30 protein-coding genes are annotated in these 25689 nt (G+C 62.9%); 15 read left to right on the top strand and 15 right to left on the bottom strand.

The features are described from left to right. Positions 1-166 precede the first annotated feature (166 nt). Genes hisE through P0648_RS03515 form a run of 4 tightly spaced genes read right to left on the bottom strand, consistent with a single transcriptional unit; the run spans position 167 to position 1733 of the window. A complete protein-coding gene (gene hisE, locus P0648_RS03500) occupies positions 167-454 on the bottom strand; it encodes a phosphoribosyl-ATP diphosphatase (protein WP_276274578.1) in 288 nt (95 codons plus the stop codon). Next, the gene (locus tag P0648_RS03505; protein ID WP_276245625.1) at positions 451-897 is read right to left on the bottom strand and encodes a bifunctional nuclease family protein; all 447 of its coding nucleotides are present in this window, start codon (positions 895-897) and stop codon (positions 451-453) included. The genes hisE and P0648_RS03505 overlap by 4 nt, the downstream gene beginning before the upstream one ends. A gap of 34 nt (positions 898-931) precedes the next feature. Continuing rightward, positions 932-1519, bottom strand: a complete 588-nt coding sequence (pdxT, locus tag P0648_RS03510; protein WP_276245624.1) for a pyridoxal 5'-phosphate synthase glutaminase subunit PdxT — start codon at positions 1517-1519, stop codon at positions 932-934. Between the two features lie 55 nt (positions 1520-1574). Then, positions 1575-1733, bottom strand: a complete 159-nt coding sequence (locus tag P0648_RS03515) for a preprotein translocase subunit Sec61beta (RefSeq protein WP_276245623.1) — start codon at positions 1731-1733, stop codon at positions 1575-1577. Positions 1734-1849: 116 nt separating this feature from the next. Here P0648_RS03515 and P0648_RS03520 point away from each other — a divergent pair, with 116 nt between their 5' ends. Next, complete coding sequence (locus P0648_RS03520) at positions 1850-2116, top strand: co-chaperone YbbN (protein ID WP_276245622.1); 267 nt, start codon at positions 1850-1852, stop codon at positions 2114-2116. Between the two features lie 33 nt (positions 2117-2149). Here P0648_RS03520 and npdG read toward each other — a convergent pair whose 3' ends face one another. The 3 genes from npdG to P0648_RS03535 are packed head-to-tail and all read right to left on the bottom strand — an operon-like array spanning position 2150 to position 4157. After that, positions 2150-2818: an NADPH-dependent F420 reductase gene (npdG, locus tag P0648_RS03525; RefSeq protein ID WP_277505225.1), complete on the bottom strand. Its 669-nt coding sequence runs from the start codon at positions 2816-2818 to the stop codon at positions 2150-2152. Positions 2819-2870: 52 nt separating this feature from the next. Further along, positions 2871-3731, bottom strand: a complete 861-nt coding sequence (locus tag P0648_RS03530; protein ID WP_277505226.1) for a TIGR01548 family HAD-type hydrolase — start codon at positions 3729-3731, stop codon at positions 2871-2873. Between the two features lie 18 nt (positions 3732-3749). After that, complete coding sequence (locus P0648_RS03535) at positions 3750-4157, bottom strand: UPF0146 family protein (protein ID WP_277505227.1); 408 nt, start codon at positions 4155-4157, stop codon at positions 3750-3752. Between the two features lie 39 nt (positions 4158-4196). On the opposite strand from P0648_RS03535, the gene P0648_RS03540 reads away from it, so the two are divergent. Together P0648_RS03540 and P0648_RS03545 are read left to right on the top strand one after the other, a co-directional pair. Further along, positions 4197-4718: an archaemetzincin family Zn-dependent metalloprotease gene (locus tag P0648_RS03540; protein ID WP_277505228.1), complete on the top strand. Its 522-nt coding sequence runs from the start codon at positions 4197-4199 to the stop codon at positions 4716-4718. 55 nt (positions 4719-4773) lie between these two features. Then, the gene (locus P0648_RS03545) at positions 4774-4965 is read left to right on the top strand and encodes a hypothetical protein (RefSeq protein WP_276245617.1); all 192 of its coding nucleotides are present in this window, start codon (positions 4774-4776) and stop codon (positions 4963-4965) included. On the opposite strand, the gene P0648_RS03550 is transcribed toward P0648_RS03545, so the two are convergent. After that, positions 4953-6767, bottom strand: a complete 1815-nt coding sequence (locus tag P0648_RS03550) for a ribosome biogenesis/translation initiation ATPase RLI (RefSeq protein WP_277505230.1) — start codon at positions 6765-6767, stop codon at positions 4953-4955. The genes P0648_RS03545 and P0648_RS03550 overlap by 13 nt on opposite strands. A gap of 2 nt (positions 6768-6769) precedes the next feature. Further along, positions 6770-7069 (bottom strand): hypothetical protein, encoded by a 300-nt coding sequence (locus tag P0648_RS03555; protein ID WP_276245615.1) that lies wholly within the window; start codon positions 7067-7069, stop codon positions 6770-6772. A gap of 88 nt (positions 7070-7157) precedes the next feature. Here P0648_RS03555 and P0648_RS03560 point away from each other — a divergent pair, with 88 nt between their 5' ends. Then, positions 7158-7436, top strand: coding sequence for a helix-turn-helix domain-containing protein (locus P0648_RS03560; protein ID WP_276245614.1), 279 nt, complete (start codon positions 7158-7160; stop codon positions 7434-7436). Between the two features lie 153 nt (positions 7437-7589). Here P0648_RS03560 and P0648_RS03565 read toward each other — a convergent pair whose 3' ends face one another. Further along, positions 7590-9437: a PINc/VapC family ATPase gene (locus tag P0648_RS03565; RefSeq protein ID WP_277505232.1), complete on the bottom strand. Its 1848-nt coding sequence runs from the start codon at positions 9435-9437 to the stop codon at positions 7590-7592. A 105-nt stretch (positions 9438-9542) separates the two neighbouring features. Here P0648_RS03565 and P0648_RS03570 point away from each other — a divergent pair, with 105 nt between their 5' ends. The 5 genes from P0648_RS03570 to P0648_RS03590 all read left to right on the top strand — a co-directional run bounded on the left by P0648_RS03570 (position 9543) and on the right by P0648_RS03590 (position 14631). Continuing rightward, the gene (locus P0648_RS03570; protein ID WP_276245612.1) at positions 9543-10610 is read left to right on the top strand and encodes a M20 family metallopeptidase; all 1068 of its coding nucleotides are present in this window, start codon (positions 9543-9545) and stop codon (positions 10608-10610) included. Positions 10611-10661: 51 nt separating this feature from the next. Next, positions 10662-12161: a carboxypeptidase M32 gene (locus P0648_RS03575; RefSeq protein ID WP_276245611.1), complete on the top strand. Its 1500-nt coding sequence runs from the start codon at positions 10662-10664 to the stop codon at positions 12159-12161. Positions 12162-12287: 126 nt separating this feature from the next. Then, complete coding sequence (locus P0648_RS03580; protein WP_276245610.1) at positions 12288-12467, top strand: HVO_0416 family zinc finger protein; 180 nt, start codon at positions 12288-12290, stop codon at positions 12465-12467. 104 nt (positions 12468-12571) lie between these two features. Continuing rightward, positions 12572-12730 carry a hypothetical protein gene (locus P0648_RS03585; RefSeq protein WP_276245609.1) on the top strand — a complete coding sequence of 53 codons (159 nt, stop codon included), beginning with the start codon at positions 12572-12574 and terminating at the stop codon, positions 12728-12730. A 65-nt stretch (positions 12731-12795) separates the two neighbouring features. Continuing rightward, a complete protein-coding gene (locus P0648_RS03590; protein WP_276245608.1) occupies positions 12796-14631 on the top strand; it encodes a UvrD-helicase domain-containing protein in 1836 nt (611 codons plus the stop codon). Here the strand turns inward: P0648_RS03590 and P0648_RS03595 are convergent, their stop codons facing one another. After that, positions 14632-14874, bottom strand: a complete 243-nt coding sequence (locus tag P0648_RS03595; RefSeq protein WP_277505235.1) for a hypothetical protein — start codon at positions 14872-14874, stop codon at positions 14632-14634. It lies immediately after the preceding gene. A gap of 84 nt (positions 14875-14958) precedes the next feature. Here P0648_RS03595 and P0648_RS03600 point away from each other — a divergent pair, with 84 nt between their 5' ends. Then, complete coding sequence (locus tag P0648_RS03600; RefSeq protein ID WP_276245606.1) at positions 14959-15534, top strand: riboflavin synthase; 576 nt, start codon at positions 14959-14961, stop codon at positions 15532-15534. On the opposite strand, the gene P0648_RS03605 is transcribed toward P0648_RS03600, so the two are convergent. Continuing rightward, positions 15531-16565 (bottom strand): PrsW family intramembrane metalloprotease, encoded by a 1035-nt coding sequence (locus P0648_RS03605; protein ID WP_276245605.1) that lies wholly within the window; start codon positions 16563-16565, stop codon positions 15531-15533. The two genes, P0648_RS03600 and P0648_RS03605, sit on opposite strands and share 4 nt — an antisense overlap. A 115-nt stretch (positions 16566-16680) precedes the next feature. Between P0648_RS03605 and P0648_RS03610 the strand changes: the two genes are divergently transcribed. The 3 genes from P0648_RS03610 to P0648_RS03620 are packed head-to-tail and all read left to right on the top strand — an operon-like array spanning position 16681 to position 18611. Next, the gene (locus P0648_RS03610; protein WP_277505237.1) at positions 16681-16815 is read left to right on the top strand and encodes a hypothetical protein; all 135 of its coding nucleotides are present in this window, start codon (positions 16681-16683) and stop codon (positions 16813-16815) included. A 45-nt stretch (positions 16816-16860) separates the two neighbouring features. Next, positions 16861-17235 carry a hypothetical protein gene (locus P0648_RS03615; RefSeq protein ID WP_277505239.1) on the top strand — a complete coding sequence of 125 codons (375 nt, stop codon included), beginning with the start codon at positions 16861-16863 and terminating at the stop codon, positions 17233-17235. Then, complete coding sequence (locus P0648_RS03620; RefSeq protein ID WP_277505240.1) at positions 17232-18611, top strand: DUF402 domain-containing protein; 1380 nt, start codon at positions 17232-17234, stop codon at positions 18609-18611. The genes P0648_RS03615 and P0648_RS03620 overlap by 4 nt, the downstream gene beginning before the upstream one ends. On the opposite strand, the gene P0648_RS03625 is transcribed toward P0648_RS03620, so the two are convergent. Genes P0648_RS03625 through P0648_RS03635 form a run of 3 tightly spaced genes read right to left on the bottom strand, consistent with a single transcriptional unit; the run spans position 18608 to position 21335 of the window. Next, on the bottom strand, positions 18608-20101 hold the full coding sequence (locus P0648_RS03625; RefSeq protein WP_277505241.1) for an LVIVD repeat-containing protein: 1494 nt from the start codon (positions 20099-20101) through the stop codon (positions 18608-18610). The genes P0648_RS03620 and P0648_RS03625 overlap by 4 nt on opposite strands. Positions 20102-20155: 54 nt before the next feature. Continuing rightward, the gene (locus P0648_RS03630; RefSeq protein ID WP_276245600.1) at positions 20156-20836 is read right to left on the bottom strand and encodes a TIGR00266 family protein; all 681 of its coding nucleotides are present in this window, start codon (positions 20834-20836) and stop codon (positions 20156-20158) included. A gap of 49 nt (positions 20837-20885) precedes the next feature. Beyond that, complete coding sequence (locus tag P0648_RS03635; protein ID WP_277505242.1) at positions 20886-21335, bottom strand: universal stress protein; 450 nt, start codon at positions 21333-21335, stop codon at positions 20886-20888. A 240-nt stretch (positions 21336-21575) separates the two neighbouring features. Between P0648_RS03635 and P0648_RS03640 the strand changes: the two genes are divergently transcribed. Beyond that, positions 21576-22664 carry a GNAT family N-acetyltransferase gene (locus P0648_RS03640; RefSeq protein WP_277505243.1) on the top strand — a complete coding sequence of 363 codons (1089 nt, stop codon included), beginning with the start codon at positions 21576-21578 and terminating at the stop codon, positions 22662-22664. Positions 22665-22704: 40 nt separating this feature from the next. Then, entirely contained in the window at positions 22705-25653 is a 2949-nt protein-coding gene (gene uvrA, locus P0648_RS03645) for an excinuclease ABC subunit UvrA (RefSeq protein WP_277505244.1), read from the top strand. The last annotated feature ends 36 nt before the right edge of the window (positions 25654-25689 follow it).

Consider the following 25689-nt stretch of genomic DNA (forward strand, 5'->3'; position numbering starts at 1 on the left):
AATGGGGACATAAAAGCCCGTTCGTTGCCGTCTCAGGTGTGTGACGCTGTGGGTTGGCGAACAGACGGTTCTGCGAACGCGCGACGGGTCGAACCGTGCGACTGCAACCCCGTCGCGGCGGTGGGTCAGGACATACCGGGGCTGGCCCCGGCTTCCGGTAAAAAGGTTAGCGTCGAGCGTTGAGTTCGGCCCGCAGGTCCGCGACGTCCATGTCTTTCATCGAGAGGAGGACGAGCATGTGGTAGACGATGTCTGCTGCTTCGTGAGCCAGTTCGTCGTGGTCGTCGTCCTTGGCGGCGAGGATGAGTTCGGTCACCTCTTCGCCCAGCTTTTCGAGGACCGCGTTCTCGCCCTTCTCGTGGGTGAACAGCGACGTCGTGTAGGAGCCTTCCGGAAGCTCTTCCTTTCGCGATTCGATGAGGGCGAACAGCTCGTCGATGACGTCGTCGCTCACAGTTGCCCGACCTCCCGGATGTCTCTGAGTTCGTCGAAGTCTTCGAGCGGGCGACGACCGTCTTCGAACACGTCCTCAGAGATGTGGATTGGGGCGTTCGTGCGGGAGACGAGGGCGAGGGTGTCGCTCGGACGGGCGTCGATGACGGTCGTCTCGCGGGGCGTGTTCAGATAGAGGTCTGCGATGTACGTTTCGTCTTCGAGCGTGCTAATTTCGACGTGGTCGATGCGGCCGCCGAGTTCCTCTACGAGGTCCAACATCAGGTCGTGGGTGAGGGGGCGTCCGATGTCGATGGCGTCCATGCCGCGGGCGATGCTCGCGGCTTCCTCGAACCCGATGAAGATGGGGAGGACGTCCGTCTCGTCCTCCACGGCGAGTAAGACCACGGGCACGGGGCCGTCGGGCGTGTTGGCGACCCGGACGGCCTCGATACTGGCGTTCATACCCATCCCCATGGGGGGACGAGTAAAAAGGGTGTCACTGCCGGTCGAAAAAGGCGAGGCGGTGGATGCGGGCGTCGGCGGTCAGTTCGGGGTGGAACGAGGTCGCGATGACGTTTCCGTCCTTGATGGCGACGGGGCGCCCGTCCCATTCGGCGAGCACTTCCACGTCGTCGCCGACCTCGCCGATGAGCGGCGCGCGGATGAATACGGCCGGGAACGGTTCGTCGAGACCAGTCACGTCGAGGGGGGCCTCGAAACTGTCTTTCTGTCGGCCGAAGGCGTTGCGCTCGACGGTCACGTCGATGATGTCGAGGGTCTGGACGCGCTCGTCGTGGGCATCCTCGGACGCGACGATGAGGCCCGCACAGGTCGCGAGAATCGGCTTTCCGGCCGCGACGTGGGCTTTGATTTCCTCGTCGATGCCCTCCTTTTCGAGCAATCGGGAGATGGCGGTCGATTCGCCGCCGGGGAGGAGGAGCATGTCGCAGTCGGGGACGATGCCAGATTTGCGAATCTCGACTGCGGTGACGCGCTCGCCGAGCGACTCGGCGGCCTTTTCGATGGCCTCCGCGTGCTCGCTTACGTCACCCTGAACGGCGATGACGCCGGCTTTCAGACTCATAACTGACGGTAGGAAAGAGACGGCGAAAAAGACCCGGTTTCTGCGTCGGGGCGCGCTACAGTGCGTTCAGCACCTGAATCAGGATGCCAAAGAAGATGCCGAAGGCGACGACCGTCTTCGGGTCGAGGCGGATGGCGTTGCGGTCCTCTGCGTCGAAATAGCGCACGAGACCGGCGCTTGACATGAGACCGCCGGAATTCTGGCCTTTGCTCATACAGTCACTACTCGCAAGGAGTACCCTAAACGTTTCGACAGCCGTCTGTGCACCGGAAATGCCCGTAGTGGAAACCCTTATGCGCGAGGCTGAGTAAGCATTGAGCAGACATATCCATGACCGTCACGCTGAAGGATTTCTACGCAGACTGGTGTGGCCCGTGCAAGACGCAGGACCCAATCCTCGACGAACTCGAGGAGGACTGGGGCGACGTCAGCTTCGAGAAGGTGAACGTAGACGAAGAACAGGACATCGCAAACGAGTACCAGGTTCGCTCGCTCCCGACACTCATCATCGAGAACGACGACGGCGTCGTCGAACGCTTCGTCGGTGTCACCCAGCGCGAGGACATCGAAGCGGCCCTCGAAAAAGCGAGCGCGTAAGCGCGACCCGTTTTTCTCCGTTTTCACCCCCGATTAGTGGAACGTGACGCCGAGGTCGTGCATGTCGTCGTTGTTCATCGCGACGTTGATGAGCAACGGCGTCACGCTCTCGACTTCCGCGGCAGCTCCGAGGCCGCCCGCGTCGAGCGGCCGCAGGCCCTCGATACCCGCCGCGAGCATTCGAACCGTCTCTTTCGCGTCCGCGTCGTCGCCGACGAGAAGCGTGTCGATGTCGAGGTCGGCGTCGAGATTTGCGAGACGAGCCGCCGGAAGGTTGTGGAATGCACCGACGACGGGCGTGCCCTCGGGGGCCGCGTTTACGGCGAGTTGGGTCACGCTCCCTGCGCTCGGTGCGTTGTAGTGAAAGCCGCTGTCGTCGCGTTTCATGCCCACGGCGGGGCTGACGAGGACGGTGTTCTCGTCTAACCCGTCTGCGACCGATTCGATGGTGTCCACGAGGTGGTAGGCCGGAACCGCGAGGACGACTACGTCGGCGCGGTCTGCGGCCATCTCGTTGGTGAAGCCCGTCACCTTCACGTCGCGGCCACGGCTGTCGAGTTCGGTCATGTACTCTTCTGCTTTCCCACGAGCGCGTTCTGGGTCGCGCGACCCGATGACGACCTCGTGGTTCGTGTCGTACGCCCACCGCAGGGCCAGTCCTTCGCCGATATCGCCGGTGCCGCCGAGGAGTGCGATTCGCATACGTGACCCTCGGGTGATGGGCGATTAAACGTTTGGAGAGGGGCGGTGATTGCTAGTCCAGCAAGTCGACCACGTCGTTGACCGATTCGAGCACTGCCGCCGCACCCACGTCGGCGAACTTCTTGCGGCCCGAATCGCCGGTCAAGCCGCCGGTCAGCACGCCGATGCCGTAGTACACCCGTGCGCCGTCGCCGCGGTCTGCATTCAGGGCGGTCTTCACGTCGTCTAAGGTGTCGCCGACGAAGGCGACGTGGGCCGCCCGCGTCCGGTCGGCCAACCGGATGAGGGCGCGTGGGTCGGGCTTGCCCTCCTCCCAATCGTCCATCGTCCAGCGCAGGTCGTCGGGGATGTCCAGTCCCACCCGCTCTAAGGCAATCTTCGCCTCGCCCTCGGGTCGCCCGGTGAGGACGGCCACGTCGAATCGCTCGGTCAGGCGGTCGATGGTCTCTGCTTCGAGAATCACCGGTTCGTCGTGGATGAACCCGCGGGTCTCCATCGTCGGCTCCTGACCTTCGAGTTCCTCGTACAGGTCACTTCCGAGGTAGAGATGCTGGAACACGTCGTGGAGGCGTTCTGGCTCCCACTCGTCGAACACAGTGTCGGGTTCGTCGAGGAGTGCGCGAACGACTTGCTTCGCCGCGCCAAGGCCACCGCCCTCGCGGTGGATGGCGTCTGTAAATTCTTCGAGCGTGAGGTCGATTCCTTCGCGGCGGGCAAGGATGTAGAGCGCCGCCGCGTAGGTGAGTTGCCAGTCGTTGTTGAACCCGCCCGCGTCCTTGAACAGTTGGATGTCGGCCTTCTCGATGGTGTTGCCATACACCGACTCGACACTCTCTATGATGGCTCTCCGGTAGGAGTCGGCCACGTCGACGAGCACGCCGTCGATGTCGAGGACGACCGTGTCTACGCGCATATCTCACAGTTTGGGCGGTCAGTGATAACGGGTTCGTCCGCGTTCGAGTGCGTGAAACAGGGTGTCCCCCGGCAACATCTCCGGCGTCGCGGGAATGACCGCGGGGTCCGTCCCGAGCGTCGTGAAGTAGAACTCAGCGCCCACGCGGCGGGCGATGTCCGCGACTGCACCCTGCAAATCCGGTGGGCAATTGAGCGCGTAGATGCAGTCGGCGAGGTCGTACACACCGAGGCCCGGTTCGGTGACGTCGTCTATCACGAACGTCACGCCGTCTGGAACTGGCACGTCGTAGATATCGACCGCTGTCACGTCCTTGCCCGCGGCGACGAGGCCCGCGGCGACGTCGGTCCGCCGGCCGATGCCCACCTCGACCAACCGGTCGTACCGCGCTAATCGAGAGACGAGTGCCTCGGTGGAGTTGTCCACGTCGGTGTGTTTATCATTGACGCAGACAAATGTGTTGCCATGCACGTCGACATCGTGCCGGTGGGCGAGGTGCCGGCGCTGGTAAAACGGGAAGCGTCGGCCGGACTTCGGGCAGTCTACGGCTGTGACGTCACCCTCCACGACGCACTCGACATCCCAGACGATGCGTTCGACCAGAGTCGCAACCAGTACCGGGCAGAGGACTTCATCGAACTCGCCAGCCGGGTGGGGTCGGGGGACAAGAACATCGCCATCACCGCCCAGGACCTCTACTACCGTCGGCGAAACTACGTCTTCGGACTCGCCTACCTCTCGGGCAACGGCAGCGTCATCTCGACCTACCGCCTCCAAACCTCCTCCGACGGCGGGTTCTCGAATCGCTCCTCCGAGGACGTGTTCGCAGACCGCGTCCGCAAGGAGGTCGTCCACGAAATCGGCCACACACTCGGCCTCGAACACTGCGACAACAGCCGGTGTGTGATGAACTTCTCACCCACCGTGCGCGAGGTTGACTTGAAAGAGCAGAACCTCTGTGGAACGTGTAATCGGCAAGTACTGTAACGTAGCATACATTTTCGAGACGGTTATCTCCTTGCGAGAAGTCCTGACCTTTGTAATGTCTGAACAATCTGCCCGGTCAAGCGCACGCTGGGCCATCCGCGAGGGAGCCATCATCGGCGGCATCCTCGGCTTCTGGCTCGTCCTCCAAGCCGCAACCGCGACCGTTGCGCTCTACACCCTCGTCAGGGTTGGCATGCTCATCATCGACCACTGGCGAAAAACGAGTCCGCAGGTTCAGGGCGCGTAGTAGTACTCGCCTGCTTTTTTCTGTTCGCGGTCGAGTTGGCTGTCGAGTTTGTTGATGCGTGGACGGCCGACGCGCTCGTCGCGCCGGAAGGTGATGTTGAGATTCGAGAGGAACTCGTTCATCCCCTCGCGCATCTCCATCGGCGGGGCGGCGTGCCCGTGGACCGCGGGTTCACCGTCGAACACCATCAGGCGGTCTGCGAGCAGGTCGATCATGTAGATGTCGTGGTCGATGACCATGACCGTCGCGTCGTGGTTCTCGGCGTAGCGGCGAATCGCCGTCGTTGCCCGAACGCGCTGCTCGACGTCGAGGTGAGCAGACGGTTCGTCGAGCAGGTAGAGGTCTGCGTCCTTCGACAGACAGGCGGCGATGGCGACACGCTGGCGCTCACCGCCGGAGAGGTCGGTGAGGTTCTGCTCCATGATGCGGTCGAGTTGGAGCGGTCCGGCGACCTCCGTCTGCCAGTACGACGAGCCGAAGTCGTCGGTAATCGAGGAGAGGAACACGTCGACGCGCATCGGCTGGTCGATTTCGATGTACTGTGGCTTGTAGGAGATGTCCAGCCGCCAGTCGAGTTCGCCCTCGTCTGGCTGGAGGTCGCCCGTGAGAATCTTCGCGAGCGTGGACTTCCCAATCCCGTTTGGCCCGACGATGCCGAGCACTTCGCTCTTGTAGATGCTGCCCGCCTCGACTTCGAGGCTGAACTCGCCGTCGCCGTAGGACTTCTTGAGGTTCGGGTACTCGACGAGCAGGTCGCCCTTCGCCGTCTCGCGAGGGGCGTGTTCTTCGAACTTGATGGCGTTCGGGCGAATCCGCATGTTCTCGTTGTTCAGGTAGCCTTGGAGGTACTCGTTGATGCCATTCCGAGTGGACTTGTTGCTCGTGATGACACCGAACGCCCCGGGTTCACCGTAGGCGATGTGGAGGGTGTCTGCGAGCATGTCGAGAATCGCGAGGTCGTGTTCGACCACGAGCATCGAACGGTTTTCCTCCTCTGCGAGTTCGCGGACGAGTCGCGCCGCGGTCATGCGCTGGCCGATGTCCAGATACGGCGTGATTTCGTCGAGGAAGTAGAAGTCGGCGTCCCGGGCGAGCGTCGCCGCGAGGGCCACGCGCTGGAGTTCGCCGCCGGAGATGGAGTCGATGTCCTGGTCCATCACCGGGCGAATCGAGAGGCGGTCGACGAGGTCGTCCAGGACGCCACGCTCGTCGGTTCGTTCGAGCAGTTCGCGGGTGTTGCCGTCGAACGTCTTCGGAATCTGGTCGACGTACTGGGGCTTGCGGGCCACCGTGAGGTCACCGTCCTGCAGGGCTTCGAGGAAGTCCTGGAGTTCGGTCCCGCGGTACTCGTCGATGACGGCGTCCCAGCCGGGGGCGTTGCCGTAGTCGCCGAGGTTCGGTTCGATTTCGCCGGAGAGAATCTTCACGGCGGTCGATTTACCGATACCGTTCGGTCCGAGGATGCCCGTGACGCGTCCCTCCTCCGGAACCGGCAGGCCGTACAGCGCGAAGGCGTTCTCACCGTAGCGATGGGTCGGCTCCTGATTGAGTTCCTGTGGGAGGTTGATGATTTCGATAGCGTCGAACGGACACTTGTTGACGCAGATGCCACAGGTCTCGCCGAGACAGATCTCTTCAGAGATGCGAATCTGGTCGGGTTTGCCCTGAACGGTGTCCTCACCGCGCTGTGTGATGCACTCTTTGCCCGTCCGGTTCGGTGGGCAGTAGTTCGCACACTCGTAGTTACAGCGGTCGGGTGAACACCGGTCTAAATCGACGACGGCGATACTGTCTTCGGCCATGTTTAGAAGACGCTACCCTGCAGCAAGAGCGTCCAGGAAACGAACCAGAGCGAGAAGGTCATGAAGCCCACGTACAGGTAGTCCTTCGTCGAGAAGTCCTGTACGTCGATGCCGAGCAGGCGCAACAGCGGCAGCTGCACCAGTATCGCACCAACGAGGGCGAACACCGCCGTGGTGTCCTGGGGCCCCGTCGCTACCATCGCGGAGACGACCGCACCGGCGACCCCCGCGAGGGCCGAGATTGACGTGACCGTGACCCCGCGCATATGGGCCTTACGGCGGTCGAGCGTTTCGGTTGCCATACGGGTGTGTTGGGCTATGGAACGTAAAAAGCCGTTCGTTCGCGTGCCCTCAATCTTTATGCTTCCAGCGCCACAGTCATTTACAGTAATGGCTGAAACTAATGGGGAGGGACTCTCCGACCTTCCACCGAGCGCGAAACTGGTGTTCAAAGTGCTCGAGTACAACGGGCCGCTCACGCAGAAAGGAATCGTACAAGAGTCGATGCTCTCCGCGCGCACCGTTCGATACGCCCTCGAACGACTCGAAGAGATTGGCGCAGTGAGCGAGGACGTCTACTTTGCAGACGCCCGACAGAACCTCTACGAGATTCCGGCCGAGCTGATGGCGGCAGACGGCGGCGCGGACCCTGCTGTCTGCGACGACTGAACACAACGAGGCACCCCGGTTTTTTCTCTCTCCCCGCTGTGAGCGACGGCTCAGTTCGCTACGTCCCAGTTGCTCGCGAACGACGATGCTGAACGTTGTGGTCGAAGCGACACGAACCGGGTGAAAACGCGTTCGGAAACCGACAGAACCGGCCTAGGACGAGATGACCGAAATCTGCTTGCCGTGGTCGACGGCTCGTTCCAGTTCCTCGGCAATCGCGCTGCCGCGGGAAACCTGAATGTCGCCACCCCGCGAGACGGTGGCGGTGAACAGGTACTCGCCGTCAGCCTGCACTTCGACGGTCTTACCGGCGCGGTCGGTGCCGATGGAGATGACGACGTGGCGTGAGGAAATCTCTGGTGTCACGACCTCACCCGACGATTTCGACCCCTTCACCGGTTTCGACTCTTTGCGTTCCTCGGGACGTTCGTCCAGGGTTCGCACGTCGATGCTCATGCCGAGGCGTTCTTCGACGTCCTGAATCCGGCCGCCGCCCTTGCCGATGACGTAGGAGATGTCCTTGTCCTCGACGTACACGACGGCGCTCGATTGGCTCTTGATTTCGACGTCCACGTGGCCGCGGGCGATGGAGCGAATCTCGCGTTCGATTTCCTTCTTTGCGAGTTTGTTCACGCCCTTGTCGCGGCTGCCGGTCGCGCCGACGGGGACGGTGACGACCTGCCGGTTGAAGGTGTAAATTTCGTACTCGGGCTGGCCGGTCTCGTAGTCGCGAATCATGATGACAGGGCGGGCGAGGTCCTCTTCCATGAGGCCCTCGGGGACCTTGACCTCGGTCGTCACGTCGTAGATCTTGGCGATTTGTCCGGCCTCGATGTAGACGACGGTGTCTGCGACCTGCGGAATCAAGCCGAGTTCGACCCGTCCGATGAGGCGCTGGAGGGCGTCGATGGCGCGGGTCGCGTGGACGACGCCGACCATCCCGACACCGGCGAGGCGCATGTCTGCGAACACGGAGAAGTCGCTCGTCTTTCGCACCTCGTCGTAGATGGTGTAGTCAGGCCGGACCATCAGCAGGGAGTCTGCGGTCTTCTCCATCGACCCGGCGAGTTCCGTGTACTGGGTAATCTCGGGGCCGACCTGCAAGTCGCGGGGTTTCTCCATCGTCTTGACGGAGAATCCGGCGTCGTTCAGGAACTCGGCGACGGCCTGGCCGAAGGTGGACTTCCCGGCGCCGGGGGACCCGGAGATGAGCACGCCGCGCTGGCGTTCGAGCAGGCGCTCTTTGATGGTGTCTGCGCCCTCGTAGTCCGCCATCGAGGTCTTGACGATTGGCCGAACGGCCGTGATTTCGAGTGCGTCGGAAAACGGCGGCGAGGCGATGGCGATGCGGTAGTCGCGAAACTGCACGATGGTCATGCCGGGTTCGGAAAGTTCGACGAAGCCTTCCTCGTCGTCCTCGGCACCGTGTTCGATTTCGACGGCAATCTCGCGGAGTTCGCTCTCGGTGAGCACGTCTTCGCGAATCTTCTCGAAGGCCATCTCGCCGACGGAGCCGCGTTTCGCCATCGGACGGACGCCCACCTTGAGGTGGACGGACATCGTCTGGTCGTCGAAGAACTCCTCGATTTCGAGAGTGCCGACCTGCCGGATGGTCGGCTCCAGGTAGATGACGTCGAGGCCTTTCGCCTTCGCAACTTCGCTTTGGACGACGTCGCTCGTTACGAACGTGGCGTCGTGTTCCGAGGCGAGGTCGCGAATCAGCGCGTCGATTTCACCTTGTTTCGCTCGCCCGCGCTCGTTGGAACTCGGCCGGCGGCCGACGTACTCGACGGTAATCTCGCCGTCGTCGGCGAGTGCTGCGAGCTTCTGGAGTTCGCCGAGGCCTTCCCAGCCACTCTCGTGGCCGTCGTTGGCCCGCGACTCCAGCTCTGCAACGACTGCTTCCGGAACGTAGACGGTCGCGCCAGCGAATTCGCCGCTTTCGACTCGTTCGGACACGCGGTGGTCGATGACCACACTCGTATCCGGTACGACATTCATACCCCTTGTACGCCCGCGAGGCCTGATAAGACTGTTCAACAGTCACCCAGGTGAGGGGACTCTCCACCCCCGAAGCGTAAGGTGATTCGCCCCGAAGGCACGCCAATGACCGTCGCAGACCTCACCCGAGACCTCGTCTCGATTCCGAGCCACGAGGACGAAACGGCTGTCGGAGACATCATCGAAGAGTGGCTTCGCGAGAACACGGACGGCGACGTGACGCGCGACGATACGGGCAACGTCATCGCTCGCAAAGGCGACGGCGACCGGTCGCTCGCCCTCGTCGGCCATCACGACGTGGTCGCGCCAGACGACTCGCAGGTCGAAGCCGGCGAGTACGTCGTCGATACCCGCGACGGGCGCATCTACGGTCGGGGAGCCGCCGACATGAAAGGGGCCGTCGCCGCCGCCATGGTCGCCTTCCGCGACGCCGACCCCTCCTGTGAACTCATCTTTGCGTCGTTCGTCGGCGAAGAGGTCGGCGGAACCGGCGCACGCGCCGCCATCGACGACGGTTTCGCCCCTGATTTCGCCATCGTCGGGGAAGGCTCGACTGGCTACTCGGCGGTGGGCGTCACCGACGTGGCCGTCGCCCACAAGGGACGTCGCGGGAGTACGATTTCCGCCGAAGGCACGGCGGCCCACGCGAGCGAAGTCGAGTCAGGCGAGAACGCAATCTATCGCGCTTGCGACGCCGTGAACGTCGTCCGTGACCTCGACTTTCCGACCGCCGAGGTGCTTGGCCACGCCATGACCGGGAGCGTCGCGGTTACGGAAATCGAGGGCGGGAGTGGCTGGAACGTCATCCCCGCTTCGTGTACTGTGACGGTAGACGAGCGGACGGTTCCCGGCGGCTACGCCCCGCTCGAACGGGTCGAAACAATCGAGGGCGTGTCGTGGGCGGTCGACCAGGACCTCCCGCCGATGGCCTGCGACGACGCCGACTTCGCGGACCTCGTGCTCCGGGCGGCCGAGAACGCACAGGACGTCAGCCCAGAACAGGTCACGAAGCCCCACGCCACAGACGCCGGGTGGCTGGCGCAGGCCGGGACGACCTGCGTCATCTGCGGCGCGGCGGAGCAGGGCGAAGCCCACACGAAAGACGAGAGCGTTTCCATCGACACGCTCGCCGTCTGCGAGGCCATCTACCGCGAAGTCGCAGAGACGCTTTGAGCCAGCGACCGTGTGAGAGGATTGATACGTGTGCCGGTTCCTTGTGAATCTATGGCATCGGACACACCCGACGCATACGACACCCTTCTCTCGAAGTACGGTCGAATCTCGAACCTCGAATACGCGAGCCACCTGCTCTCGTGGGACCAGCAGGTCATGATGCCGCCAGGCGGCACCGGTGCGCGTTCTCGCCAACTCTCTGCGCTCTCTGCGACGAGCCACGAACTACTCACGGCGGACGAAATCGGCAACCTACTCTCCTCGCTCGACGGTAACGTCTCCGGCGAACAGGCCGCCGCCGTCCGCGAAATCCGCCGCCAGTACGAGCGGGCCACCCGCGTTCCGACGTCGCTCGTCGAAGAGATTTCGAGCGCCACCTCCGAGGCACTCCCCGTCTGGGAGAAGGCAAAGGACAGAGACGACTTCGGGTCGTTCGCGCCGACGCTCCAACGCATGGTCGAACTGAAACGCGAATACGCCGCCCACATCGACCCGGACGCAGACCCCTACGCCGTCCTCTTTGCCGACTACGAACCCTACATCGAACTCGACACCGCAGACCGCGTCCTCACCCGGCTCCGAGACAACCTCGTTCCCCTCATCGAAGACATCGCCGCGAGTGGGGTCGAAGCCCCCCGCCCCTTCCAGGGAACCTTCGACACGGGCGTCCAGAACGAACTCTGTCGCGACGCACTCTCGCTGTTGGGTTACGACTGGGAGCGCGGCCGGCTCGATTCCTCCAGTCACCCCTTCTCGACCGGGACGCAGTTCGACTCGCGCATCACGACGCGCTTCCAGGAACACGACCCAATCGACGCGCTCACCGCGACCATCCACGAGTTCGGCCACGCCCAGTACACCCTTGGTCTGCCACAGGATGCCTACGGGTCGCCCCTCGGTGAGGCGCGCGACCTGACCGTCCACGAGTCCCAGTCGCGTCTCTGGGAGAACCACATCGGTCGGTCGCGGGCCTTCTGGGAGCGATTCCTGCCGTCGTTCAAAGACCGCTTCCCGCAGGTCGGCGACGTGAGCACGGACGACGCCTACCGCGCGGTCAACCGGGTTTACGATGACAACTTCATCCGCGTCGAGGCGGACGAACTCACCTACCACATGCACATCGTCCTCCGGTTCGAAATTGAGCAGGCGCTCATCCATGGCGACATCGAGGTCTCCGAGGTTCCACAGGTCTGGAACGACAAGATGGAGGAGTACCTCGGCATTCGCCCCGAGACGGACGCACAGGGCTGTCTGCAGGACATCCACTGGAGTCATGGCAGCTTCGGGTACTTCCCGACGTACTCGCTTGGATCCGTCCTTTCGGCGCAGCTCTTTTCGAGCGTCGAAGACGCCATCCCGGACGTTTACGACCGGGCCCGGGAGGGGTCGTTCGATGCGCTCCACGAGTGGCTCAACACGAACGTCCACGACCACGGCAAACGCTACACGACGCCCGAACTGGTGAAGGAAGCGACTGGCGAGGCGTACACGGCGGACTACTTCATCGACTATACGACGAAAAAGTACAGCGACCTGTACGCCCTCGACTGAGTCGAAAAGTTATCTTCTTTCCATTTTACTGCCCATTTGGTGACAAATAGTCAGCTTTTGTCCTGTCAATTGCTTAACTACGGGTGCCAGAAACACTAAGTACTGTCGTGGTATAGCATACCATGTATGGCCTCAGCACCGAACGATACCGTATTCGACGAGTTCCTGTCGCAACGTGGCCACGAAACTGCTTCCGTCGGTTGGCAGCAGAACTATAACAAACTCCAGTGCCCAGAGTGTATGGGGCTTCACGATACAGACGCGACAGAGTGTTCGGTCTGCGGATGGACCCCGCGAACGGTATAACGCCGCTCTCCACATTCGTCAATTTTTGCGGCCCGTTAAATAGAGGCAGAGTACGCCGGGGATAGAGATATAATACATAATTTCCACAACATTAGGTAGGAAATATGCCCGAATGCCAGAACTGTGGTTCCTTCGTCACCGACGCTTACGCTCGTGTGTTCACCCCGACTGGAATCGACGACCCCCGCGTCTGCCCCCGCTGTACCGACAAGATTCGAGAAGGTGCTGCCGTCCGCGATGCACGCTCGCCGCGCAGCTCCTGACCACCCCTGAACCCCGCAAATTTTAACCCTGAGGTTTATCCATGACCGACTCTACCAATTGGACAATGACTGACGCCGAACCCACGGTCACTCGATTGTTCGGAGGGCCGGGGAGCGGGAAGACGACGGCGCTTCTCGACGAAGTCGAAGACATCCTCAATCGCGACGGTGTCGAGATAAACGACGTCCTCGTCGTCTCTTACACCCGCGCTGCTGCCGCAGAAATCCGCGAACGCCTCGCAGAACGCCTCGACGTGAGCCCCCGCTCGTTGCAGGGGAACGTCTCGACCATGCACGCGAAAGCGTACGAACTGCTCGACCTCTCGCGCAAGGACGTGGTCGGCGAGAAGGACAAAAAGGAGTTCTGCGAAGAGTACGGCCTCGAATTCGAAGACGAATATTCGAGTTCGCGCCGCCGCACCGCCCGTTCGACCACCATCGGAAACAAGATTATCGCCACGAGCCAGTGGCTTCAGCGCACACGCCGGGACGTGGCCGACTGGTACGACGTGCCCTTCCAGTGGAACGTAGAAAAGGTTCGCCTGCCACCGGAAATCGACCCGAACGCACAGGAGGGCAACAAGTACACGCCGACGTGGCCCTCCGACGACAAGCGCATCGACATCCCGGAGGCCATCCGGGCGTGGCAGTCCTACAAGGGCAAAAACGACAAGGTCGGCTTCGCCGACATGCTCGAACGCGTCCACCAGCGCTCGCTCCTGCCGAGCGTCGATTACCTCGTCATCGACGAGTTCCAGGACATCACCACGCTCCAGTACGCCGTGTACGAGGAGTGGAAAAAGCACATGAAACACGTCCTCATCGCCGGTGACGACGACCAGGTCGTCTATGCGTGGCAGGGCGCGGACCCGAAACTCCTGCTCAACGAAGGTGGCGAGGACGTGATTCTTCCGAACTCTTACCGCCTTCCGTCGAAGATTCTGAACGTCGTCCAACACGAGATTCGACACATCGAGGAGCGCCAGGAGAAGAAACTCAAGCCCCGCAAGGAGGGCGGCATCGTCGAAGCGATGCATTCGCCGTCGATGCTGGACCTCGTGCGTGAACTCCGTCGGACGGTGGCCGACGAGGAGGGAACCATCATGGTGCTGTTTCGCGCCCGCTACCAGATGTTCCAGTTCATGGACGAGTTCATCGGCGAGGGCATCCCGTTCCGCGTGCTCACCGACCAGCGGATGTGGACCGACCGCCTCTACCAGTACGTCACCGCGGTCGAAGCCATCGCCGAGGGCGAGAACGTAGACGGACTGCAGGCACGCCGTCTCGCGAACATGCTCGCGGACTCCGCGTTCGGGACCAACGACCGCGAAGCGCTGTTCGAGGCCATCGAGGAAGCAAAAGAAGAACACGAGGAAGACGACCTCACGAACCTCGAATTCGACCCCGACTTCATCCGTCAGTTCGCGCCGTTCGTCCCGGCCCCCGAATCGGCCGCGGACATGCTTCGGAAGGTTACCTCCTTCCAGAAACGCTCGCTCAAAGCCTACTTCAGCGGCGAGTACCAGCACCTGGACCGCGACAAAGTCCGCATCGGCACCATCCACTCGGCGAAGGGTCGTGAAGCAGACCACGTGTTCGTCGCCACCGACCTCACCGAAAAGGTGGTCGAGCAGATGGCGGCGCTCATCGAACAGGACCCCTCGCTTTCGCCCGACGTGGAGTTCACGAAGCGCACGAGTCCGATTCCGATGATGACCGACAACGAACGTCGCGTCTTCTACGTCGGGATGAGTCGTGCCCGCGAACGCCTCGTGATGATGGAGAATCTCGTGGACGGCGCGCCGACGCTCCCCATCGACGTGTTGTTACACAACCGTCCGGTGGACAAACCGCTCGACGAACTGCTCGCAGAAGCCGTCGAACCCATCTCCGCCGACTGACTACTCCTCTTCGTCTTTCTCTTTTATCACCGCGCCGGCCACCTTCTTTGCGGCCATGCCCGGCAGGTCTCCGGGGGTGGTGATGTACTCCTCTATCGCAATCATCAGCACGGCGAGGCCGATGAAGCCAGCGCCGATGAGCGTCTCGCCCCGCGAAAGCATGTCAAGGCCGAGCAGGCCCACAGGGATGGCGAACGCGAGCGCGATGGCCAACTGGATGGTACCGATGATGCCCTTTCCCATTAATCGAGAGTCCGCGTCCGCGAGCAAAAACACCACGGCTTTCGAGGCGGGGGATTCTTTTCTGCGCCCTGCTTACCTCTCGGCATGTTCACCGGAATCGTCGAAACCACGGGCGACGTGCTCGCGGTCACCGACACCGAGGGTGGCCGGCGGCTGAAACTCGGCGTCCCCTTCACCGACCTCACCCACGGGCAGTCCATCAGCGTAAACGGCGCGTGTCTCACCGTCGAGGAACACGGCGACGGGTGGTTCTCCGTCTTCTTGCTGCAGGAGACCATCTCGCGCACCGCCTTCGACGCGGTCGAGGAAGGCGACGTGGTCAACGTAGAACGCGCGATGCCCGCGGACGGTCGGTTCGACGGCCACATCGTGCAGGGACACGTCGATGGCACGGCAGAAATTCGCCGCATCGAGCAACTCGGCGAGGACTGGGAGTTCGAAATCGAACTACCCGCAGAATCGGCGAAATACGTCGTCGAGAAGGGGTCGATTACCGTCGATGGCATCTCGCTCACGGTCGCAGCCCGACAGGAAGACGCCTTTACCGTGGCCATCATCCCGACGACCTACGACCTGACGAACCTCTCTGAAAAGGAAGTTGGCGACCGCGTCCACCTCGAAGTGGACGTCATCGCGAAGTACGTAGAACAGCTGCTTTAGGCGTCGTACTCCGTTTTCGCGACTTCGAATTCGCTCGCGTCCTTGCCGTGGTGAAGTTCCTTGTAGGTGCGGCTGTAGCGGCGAATCTTCCGCAGCAGGATGTAGCCGAAGATGCCGTCGAAGACGATGACGAACCCGAGGAAGACGGTGAACGGCGAAATTCCCGGAACCAGCGCGACGACGATGTCTGGGACGGTGGAGACGAGCGTATTGTAGGTGCCGTGGATGACGGCGGCGATGAGCAGGCCCTTCACGACGATGGGACCGCGATTCTCGGGGTTGAACTTCGCGAGGCCGAGGTAGTAGCCGGCGAACGCAGAATAGATGACGTGGCCCGGCCCGGCGAGGGCGCGAACCGCCGTGATGCCGGAGCCAGCGCCGACGATGTTGCCGCTGCCGAGCATCACCGCATTCAGGTTCTGGGTGATGTAGAGGGCGTTCTCGATGGTCGCGAAGCCGAGACCTGCGACGGCCCCGTACACCGCGCCGTCGATGACCGCGTCGAATCTGTCAGAGCGGTAGGCGTAGAGCCTGATGGCGAGCCACTTTACGACCTCCTCGACCGGCCCGACGACGAGATAGAACATGAGAATGAGGCCGATGAGCGGGGCGGTTCCGAACCCGGAGCCGATTGCCTGGACGCTCGACCCGACGACGGTGTTCAGGATGCCGGCGAACCCGGCGAACAGCACGCCGAGGATGAACGTGGCGACCAGAAGTTCGAGCGGTTCGCCGGAGGTGGCGTCTTCGCGGTGGACGTACCACGCGAGGCCGAGCGCCGGGAGCGCGGAGAGCACGACCAGCGCGGTCACGGTCGGGTCGGTTACCGCGCCAAAGCCGCCGAGGGCGAACTGCGAGACGAAAATGAGGACGGCGGCGAGGATGACGACGGCCCTGAGCGTGAGGTTGAGCCACCGATGCAGTCGGACAGAGATTCGGTCGAGGCGAGAGCGTGCCTCCCACGTTGCCACGTCGTAGAGGTCGTGTGACCCGTCTGCGCGCGCCTGCACCGGGTCTCGTCTTCGCGTCATGTCACTTCGTAAGGCAGCCCCGACCCTAATTGTTCTGCCGTCCTAGCACTGATTCAGCTACCTAATACAGTATCAGGAGTAGTTTTATCAAGGGTTTCGCTCCCACTGGTAGGTCATGACACGGTACAGCACGAGTCGTGGCTTACTCTACACCGCACCGCCGACAACCGACCGACGGTCGAACAGCGAGGACGAAGCAACCGCAGCCCAAGACCCAGCCGCCCCGTCCGCGGCACCCGCAGACGACTGAGGACAGACCGCGTTATTTTCAATCCCGCCGTCCCAACCGACGCCCATGCACTTCGACCAGCGAACGCAGAAGGCGCTTCGTGACGCTGGCCTCTCGCTCGACGAACTGAAAGCCGTCTCGCGAGCGGTCGTCGAGGCGACGCAGGCGGACGCCGACCACCTTCGTGCCTTCTTCGAGGATCACGACACCGTCTACTCCGACATGGACCTCGCCCACAGCAAAGCCGAGTTTCCCGAACACACCATCTCGTACTGCGACCTGTTCACCCATGGGGCGGACATCCGCGGCTACCTCCGGTTCGACTCGTGGGGCGTCCCAATCGAAGGCGGGCGGGTCCTCGGCGACGACGTGGTCGAACTGAACCTCGGCGCGACCGTCCACGACCGCGTCCGCTTCGCTGCGAGCAGAGACGCGCTATGAACGTCCGCGTCCGGGGCATCTACACGACGGCGGTCACGCACCTGCTTCACGATGCCGGCCACGACGTCGTGCTCGCCTCAGAACCAATCCGTAACCGCTTCGACGAGGCGTTCGAAGACGCGGAGTACGACGCCACCGTCGAAACCACGGCAGACCGGCAGGGCGTCGGCGTCGTCGGAACCGACGAGGCAGTCGGCGAACTCCACGACCTGCTCGCCGTGGGTATCGACACGTTCTCGTGGGCCGACCCGGCCCCGCGCGGCGCGGTCTGCAACGTCGTCGTGACGGAAACGCTCGGCAGCGGTGCGGTCGTCGACCTTGGAGCGGCCGAAGGGTTTCTCCCCTACTCGAAGGTTGACGACCGGGTTTCAGAAAACGACGCCCTTCGGGTGCAGGTTCGCGACCCCGCCGCACCGTGGAGCGGCGACCGACCCGTCGTAGACACACGAATCCGCGTGATGGGCGGTCTCGCGACGCTCGTCCGCGGTCCCGAACCCTCCGGCACCCGGCCGATGGCCCTCGGCGACCTCCTTCCGACCGACCCGCCCGAGGGCTGGTACGTGAGTTGGGGTCGGGACGCAGACGCCGCCAGTCTCGACGCGCTCGACGACGCGCTTTCGGCGGCAGTCGCGCAGGCTGACGCCATCGAAGGGTCACTCGCCGACGCCCCCGACCCGACCGACGAGGCACCCCTCGCGCTCCACGACGGCGAGGCGACGCGCTGGGTCTGGTTTGGTCGCGACTCACGATTCGCCCTCGACGACCACCGCCGGGCGGTCACCACGACGATGCCCGGCCACCACCGCATCAAGGCCGCAGACCGCCGGGCCAGCGCCGCGGTCGATTTCGTCGAGGATATCTGCGACCCACAGGGCGAGTTCCCCTTCGCCGCGGTCACCCGGCAGTTTGGACCGATGGCCGGCGACACTGTCGCCATCGGCCACGGGAAACCAGACGGGCGACTCATCACCCTCGGGTCTGGCGAAGTGACCGACCGCGAAGTCGATAACCAGCGCATCACGGTCACCCGCAAGATGTCGCCCGGCGGTAACTACGACGCACTCGAGGTTCCCCGCCGCGCCGGCGACGTGGCGGTGACGAAGTTCACCGAGGGCAAGTGGTGGTATCCGACGGTGTACCGCAGTCAGGACGGCGACCGACGGGGGACGTACGTCAACGTCTGCACGCCAGTCGAAATCTTCCCCGACACCGTCCGCTACGTGGACCTCCACGTCGACGTCATCAAGCACGCAGACGGCACGGTCGAGCGCGTCGACGACGACGAACTGGACGCTGCAGTAGCCCTCGGGAACATCTCTCCAGAACTCGCAGAAAAGGCTCGCCGCGTGGCGAGCGCGCTCGAAAAGGCGCTTTAATCTTCGTTTCGCTCGCGATGCAGATACCGCCACGCCCCGAGGCCGACACCAGCGACCGCCGCAGGCACGCCGAAGCCGGGCCCAGTCGTCTCCGTCGTGGTCGGTTCGGGCGTGCTCGTGGCCGTCGTCGTCGGTGCTGCCGTCGTGGTCTGCGTGCTCGTCGTTTGCGTCGGTGCGGTAGTCGCCGTCTGCGTCGGTGTCCCCGTAAGCGACGGCGGGTTCTCCTGTTCGCCCGCCCGGTCGGGGAACGTGTACAGGGCCGCTCCGCTGGCACCGTTACTGACGGCGGGGTTCTCGTGGCTCGTGGCGACGAAGAACTCTCCGGGAACCGCGAGTTGGGCGGTCCAGAAACTCGTCTGCGTCGGTTCGCGCCACCACGCCAGTTCCTCGGGATTCGCCGGGTCCGAGATGTCGTGAATCTTCACGCCGCCCTGATACCACGAGGAGTAGAGGCGGTCGCCCACGATGTCGAAGTTGTGGGACGTCGTCCACGTCCCCTGGAACGAGGCGTCGTCGACTTCGGGCGGTTCGAGCATCGCGAGGGGCTCTGGGTTCGCCATATCCGAGATGTCGAACAGCTCGATGCCGCTCGGACCACCGGAGTCGTCGCTCGTGTCCACGTCCCAGGACTCGCCGCCGACGCCCATCACCGTCGCGTCGTCGTTGACGGTGACGTAGTGGTCGTTACCCGGGGGCTCGAAAATCATCTGGTTGAGCTGGTCGTTCGTGAGCTGCGACAGTTCTTCGGGGTCGGGGGACCGGACGCTTCCGAGTGACTCCGGGTTCGCCGGGTCGCTCACGTCGACCATCCACGTGCCGGCATCCCAGAATACGAGATAGGCGATGCTGTCCTGAACGTAGAGGTCGTGGAGCGTCCACACGCCGACGCCGACGTCTGCCCAGCCTTCTTCCGCGTCCACGACGGACCAGCGACCCACTTCCTCCGGCTCGCCGCTGATGTCGAAGAAGACGAGTTCGTTTCGCCGATTCTCCTCGTCCTGGGCGTGCTCGTTGTCGCCGAAGTAGGCGTACTCACCTTCGACGAAGACGTTGTGATGGAAGAAGTCGGTCTCGTGGACGGCGCGGCGGGAGGGATTCGCCGGGTCCGACACGTCGTAGAGGATGAACGCGTTGATGTTTTCCTCGGCGGTCGGGTTCGCCGGGCCGGCGACGAGCAGCGTGTCGCCGTCTACTTTCACGTCGTAGATGTTTCGGAGGGGGCCGCCGTCCACGTCGCCGAGCAGTCCGCGCTTTTCTGTGAGCACGGCCGGATTGGCGGGGTCGCTCACGTCTACGGTGGCGAACCCGTCGGTCAGGGCGAGGAAGGCGGTTTCGCCGTCGGCACTGACGACGACTTCTTTCGCTCGAGCGAGGTCGAGCGTCCCCAGCGGGGTGTACGATTCGTCCGCCGCTTGGGCGGAAACCGAGCGGCCGAATGCGGGGAGGGCGGCGCCTGCGGCTGCGGCTTTGAGGACCTGTCTGCGGCGCATGTCTCACCTAAACACGTTGTACGTATGATGTTTTTGGTCAGGTACGTGGACGGCTCAGTTGCTGCTGTTTCTCGTCGGTAACTGCGGGATGAGCCACGAGAGGAAGGCGTCCTCGCTCCGGGTTTGCATCCAGATGCGGCCCGGGCCGGTGAAGGTGACGACGAGGCCTTCGCCGCTCAGAAGGGTGGACTTGAGACCGCCGACTTTGTTGACCGTGAACTCTGTCGTCTCCTCGAAGGCGACGACGTGTCCCGTATCGACGATGTACTTCTCGCCGGGTTCGAGGTCGACTTCCTGAATCGCGCCGTAACTCGACAGGAACGTCTCGCCGGTCCCCGTGAGTTTGAGCAAGAACAGTCCTTCGCCGCCGAAGAACGTCCGGCCGCCGCCGAATTTGGTGTCGATTTCGATGCTCGGGTCGGCCGCGAGGAACGACCCCGACTGGACGTAGAGCGTCTCGTCTTCGATGTCGTGGTTCACCACGTCACCCGGCAGTGGCGGAGCGAGCGTGACGTGGCCGTCCGTGGTCGCGGTGAACGTGTTCATGAAGAAACTCTCGCCGCCGAGCACGGACCGTTTGAGCGACCCGAGCAGGCCGCCGTTTGCTGCGGTCTTGATTTCGACGCCGTCTGTGTAGCTGACCATCGAACCCGCTTCGGTGACGATTGCCTCTCCTGCATCTAAGTGGATGGTTACGAGGGCGAACGACGGGCGGTGGCCGATTTCGTGATGCATCTCACCGTAGACATTGGCCGGCAACTGTTAAGGAGATTTGCCCGGTCGGTCAGTCCCGCCTGACGTACGTCACCGGACACGGCGCGGCGAACAGCACTTCCTGGGCGGTCGAACCGAACACGGCCTTGCCGGTCGGCGATCGCTTTCGCCCGCCGATGACGACTCGGTCTGCATCGACCCCCTCCGCGAGGTCGACGATGGCGTCGCCGTGGTTTCCGACCGCTCCCTCGATTTCGTACTCGACGCCCGCCTCGTCGAAGTGGTCTGTGAGCTCTCGAATCGTCGTGTGCCGTCGCGCAACTTCGCCCGGTTCGGCGCGGTTTTCCACAGAAAAGTCGAGCCGTTCGAGAACCGAGTCGAACTCCTCTTCGGTGAATACATGCCCGAGGACGACGGTTGCACCGGTCGGCTTTGCGACATCGATTACGGTCTCTGCGAGTCGGCCCACACTGTTCGCATCGCGGGGGCCAACCGCGAGCAACATGGTATCCAGTGCCATACAACACGGGTTCTCACGTCACCGGTTAAATCTAGGGCCACAGATGAGCGAGTGTTTTTTCGCGGACGAAGCATTTTCTCCCCACTCAGTAGCCACTCCTTTCGCACGACACGTCGGCGACCCTCCTCCAACTGCCGCCCGGCCAGTTTCCAACCGCCTTCGCAGTTAGCAGCCCACTTCCCGTCTCGGCGCGGCTGTTGAGACTCTGTAACAATAGTGAATCACAGAGACGTGACAGGTATGGCACTCGTCACACACACGGCGTATGTAAACGGTGTCACCATTCGCCTGTCTACAGACGGCGACCGTGACGCCATCTGCGCACTCGTTGAAGAAAGTCTCTCCGCGCCTGCAACGCCCGACTGGTTCGACTGGAAGTATCTCGACAATCCCTTCGCCGACGACTTCTCACTGCTCGTCGCCGAGGTCGATGGAACGGTCATCGGAATGCAGGGCTACCTGTCGTTCCCGCTCGCCCACGGCACCGAATCGCTCGCTGGGGCGATGCTTGTCGATGCTATCATCCATCCGGACTACCGGGGGACGGGCATCTACTCGAAACTCGCGAAGGAGACAATTTCACACGGCGAGGCGACGCACGACGTGCTCTTTTCGTTCCTCAACGACGCGGCCGCCCCCATCTTCGACCACTGGGGCTGGATCCGGGTCGCACCCACGAAAACACACTCCCGAATCCAGGACCCGGGCGCGTTCGTCCGACCGCTCGGACCAATCGCCACGGTCACGACGGCGCTCGCTCGATTCCTCCGCCGCCGCCGCGACCGGCGCGTCACCCTCGGTGAAAAACTCGCCATCGAACAGGCCGATGGTGTGTTCATCGACGACCTCGTGGTGCTCTCGCGCCGAGCGACACCGTCGCGTCTCCACCTCCGACGCGACGAACGCTTCCTCGCGTGGCGGTTTGGCAACCCACAGGACGAGTGGACCACCTATACAGCAACCCGCTACGGCGTGCCGCTCGCCTCCGTCGTCACGCGAATCAAGATGGTCGGCGACAAGCGTGTCGTCACCCTCGCAGAGGTGGCACCACTCGAAGGCGACGCGGACCGGACTATCGGCCTCCGACGTATCCTTCTCCACCTCTGCGAGGAGCACGCTGACGCGACCCTCCTTCAGGTTCCAGACGGCTTGCTGCCCGAGGCAGTTCTCGCCGAATTTGGCTTCAAACGCGACGAGAGCCGACTCCGCAGACTGGTGGTCGGCGGACCCGAGTACACCCTCTATGTGCACTCGACAAAACCGCTGCCGGTGAACGTGTTCGAGCCGGCAAATTGGCTGCTTCCTTCGGCCGCGCAAACCACGTCCTAACCGACAGCGTTTCACGGCCAGCGTCCATACGCAGGCGTAGATGAGCAAGGACTACATCGAGGTTAGGGGGGCCAAAGAGCACAATCTGAAAGACCTCGACGTTCGCGTCCCGCGCGAGACGTTCACCGTCGTCACGGGACTTTCGGGGTCGGGGAAATCGTCGCTCGCCTTCGACACGATTTACGCAGAAGGCCAGCGCCGCTACATCGAGAGTCTGAGTGCCTACGCCCGCAACTTCCTCGGACAGATGGACAAACCACAGGTCGAGAGCGTCGAAGGACTCTCGCCAGCCATCTCTATCGACCAGAAAAACGGGGCGAACAACCCGCGGTCGACCGTCGGGACGGTGACCGAACTCCACGACTACCTGCGCCTCCTGTACGCCCGCGTCGGCATTCCACACTGTCCCGAGTGTGGCCGCGAGGTGGGCGAACAGAGCGCCCAGAACATGGTGCGTCGCATCCTCGAACTGCCCGACGGCACGAAGGCGAAAATCGCCGCACCCGTCGTGCGCGACCAGAAAGGTGCGTTCGTAGACCTCTTTTCTGATCTCGTGAGTGACGGCTACTCGCGCGTCGAAGTCGACGGCGAGGAGTACGACCTCACCGTGGAGAAACCGACGCTCGACGAGAACTTCCGACACACCATCGACGTCGTCGTCGACCGCGTAAAAATCGCGGAGAAAGCCCGTTCTCGCATCACCGACAGCGTTGAAACCGCACTCCGCGAGACCGACGGCATCGTCAAGGTCGTCCTGCCAAACCCGCCGAACGGCGTCAAACTCGGCTCCGAGACGCGCTCGACCGGGTCGCTCGGCGCGAACGCTGAGAAAGATGGCCGACTCGTCGTCGAGTTCTCAGAGGACCTCGCGTGCACCCACTGTGGTATCGACCTGAGTGAAGTGGAGACGCGCAGTTTCTCGTTCAACAGCCCGTACGGGGCGTGTCCAGAGTGTTCCGGCCTCGGCGAGACGAAGGAAATCGACGAAGACCTCGTCATTCAGGACCCGAGCCAGCCGCTCAAGCACGTCTTCGAACCGTGGAGCTACAACCGGACCTACTACCGCCGCCAGCTCGACTCGATGGCCGAGCACTACGACGTCTCGCTCACCACACCGTTCGAAGAGCTGGACACCGAGGTACAGGAGGGCTTTCTCTACGGGACGCGCGAAGAGGTGCTGTTCGAGTGGCAGACGAAAAACGGCGTCCGCCGGAAGAAACAGCCGTTCGAGGGCGTCATCCCGAACCTCGAACGACGCCACGTCGAAACCGACAGCAAGCGCGCCCGCGAGCACATCGAGAAGTTCATGTCGGTCACGACGTGCCCGGCGTGTAACGGGTCGCGCCTGAAGCCCAAATCTCGCGCTGTCCTCGTGGATGGTACGTCCCTTCCAGAGGTGAACCGCATGAGCATCGGCGACGCGCTCACCTACTTCGAGGGACTCGAAGAGAACCTTACCGACCGCGAGCGAACCATCGCGACGGAGATTCTCAAGGAGATTCGCGCCCGCCTCGGCTTCATGTGCGAAGTTGGTCTCGAATACCTCACGCTCGACCGGGAGGCCGCAACCCTGTCGGGCGGCGAGAGCCAGCGGATTCGCCTCGCCACACAGATCGGGTCCGGACTGGTCGGCGTCCTCTACGTGCTCGACGAACCGTCCATCGGCCTCCATCAGCGCGACAACGACCGCCTGCTCAACACGCTCTGTGAACTCAGAGATATCGGCAACACGTTGCTCGTCGTCGAACACGACGAGGAGACGATGCGCCGGGCGGACAACATCATCGACATGGGGCCTGGCCCCGGCAAACGCGGCGGCGAAGTCGTCTTTCAGGGCTCGTACGACGAGATACTCGAGGCCGACACCATCACCGCCGAGTACCTCTCCGGGCGCAAAGCCATCCGCGTGCCGACGGACCGACGAGAATCCGACGGCAAACTCACCATCAAGGGCGCCCGCCAGCACAACTTACAGAACCTCGACGTTGACATCCCGCTCGGCTGTTTCACCGCAGTTACGGGTGTCTCCGGGTCGGGGAAATCGACACTCATGCACGAGATTCTCTACAAGAGTCTCGCGCGGACGATGAACAACAACACGAGCGTCGACCCCGGCGAACACGACGCCATCGAGGGTCTCGACCAGATCGAGACGGTGCGCCTCATCGACCAGAGTCCAATCGGCCGCACGCCGCGGTCGAACCCGGCGACGTACACGGGCGTCTTCGACTACATCCGCGAGCTGTTCGCGAAGACGAAACTCGCCCGTCAGCGTGGTTACGAGAAGGGGCGCTTCTCGTTCAACGTGAAGGGCGGGCGCTGTGAGGAGTGTGGCGGGCAGGGAACCGTCAAAATCGAGATGAACTTCCTCTCTGACGTGTACGTTCCGTGTGAGGAGTGTGGCGGCGACCGCTACAACGATGAGACGCTTGACGTGACGTACAAAGGCAAGAACATCGCGGACGTTCTCGATATGAGCATCGAGGAGGCCCTCGCGTTCTTCGAGGCGGACACGCGTATCAAACGCCGCCTGCAGTTGCTCTCCGACGTCGGTCTCGATTACATGCGCCTCGGCCAACCGTCTACGACGCTCTCTGGTGGTGAAGCCCAGCGCGTGAAACTCGCAGAGGAACTCGGCAAGAAACAGACCGGCGAGACGCTCTACCTGCTCGACGAGCCAACGACAGGTCTGCACTCGGAGGACGAGCGCAAACTCATCGACGTGCTCCAGCGGCTCGTGGACAACGGCAACACCGTGGTCGTCGTCGAACACGAACTCGACCTCGTGAAGAACGCAGACCACATCATCGACCTCGGACCGGAGGGTGGTGAGAACGGCGGCCAAATCGTCGCGGCGGGTACGCCCGAGGAAGTCGCCCGCGACGACGACTCCTATACCGGCCTCTATCTGCGCGACCTGCTCCCCGAAATCGACCTCGACGGGCCGCGTGCGGACCGTGTGGCTCCGGCGATAACGACCGACGACTAACGACGCACTACCTCTTTCCGTCGGGCGAGCGTATCT

The organism is Haladaptatus sp. DYSN1 (assembly GCF_029489995.1).
Classification (GTDB): Archaea; Halobacteriota; Halobacteria; order Halobacteriales; family Halococcaceae; genus QDMS2.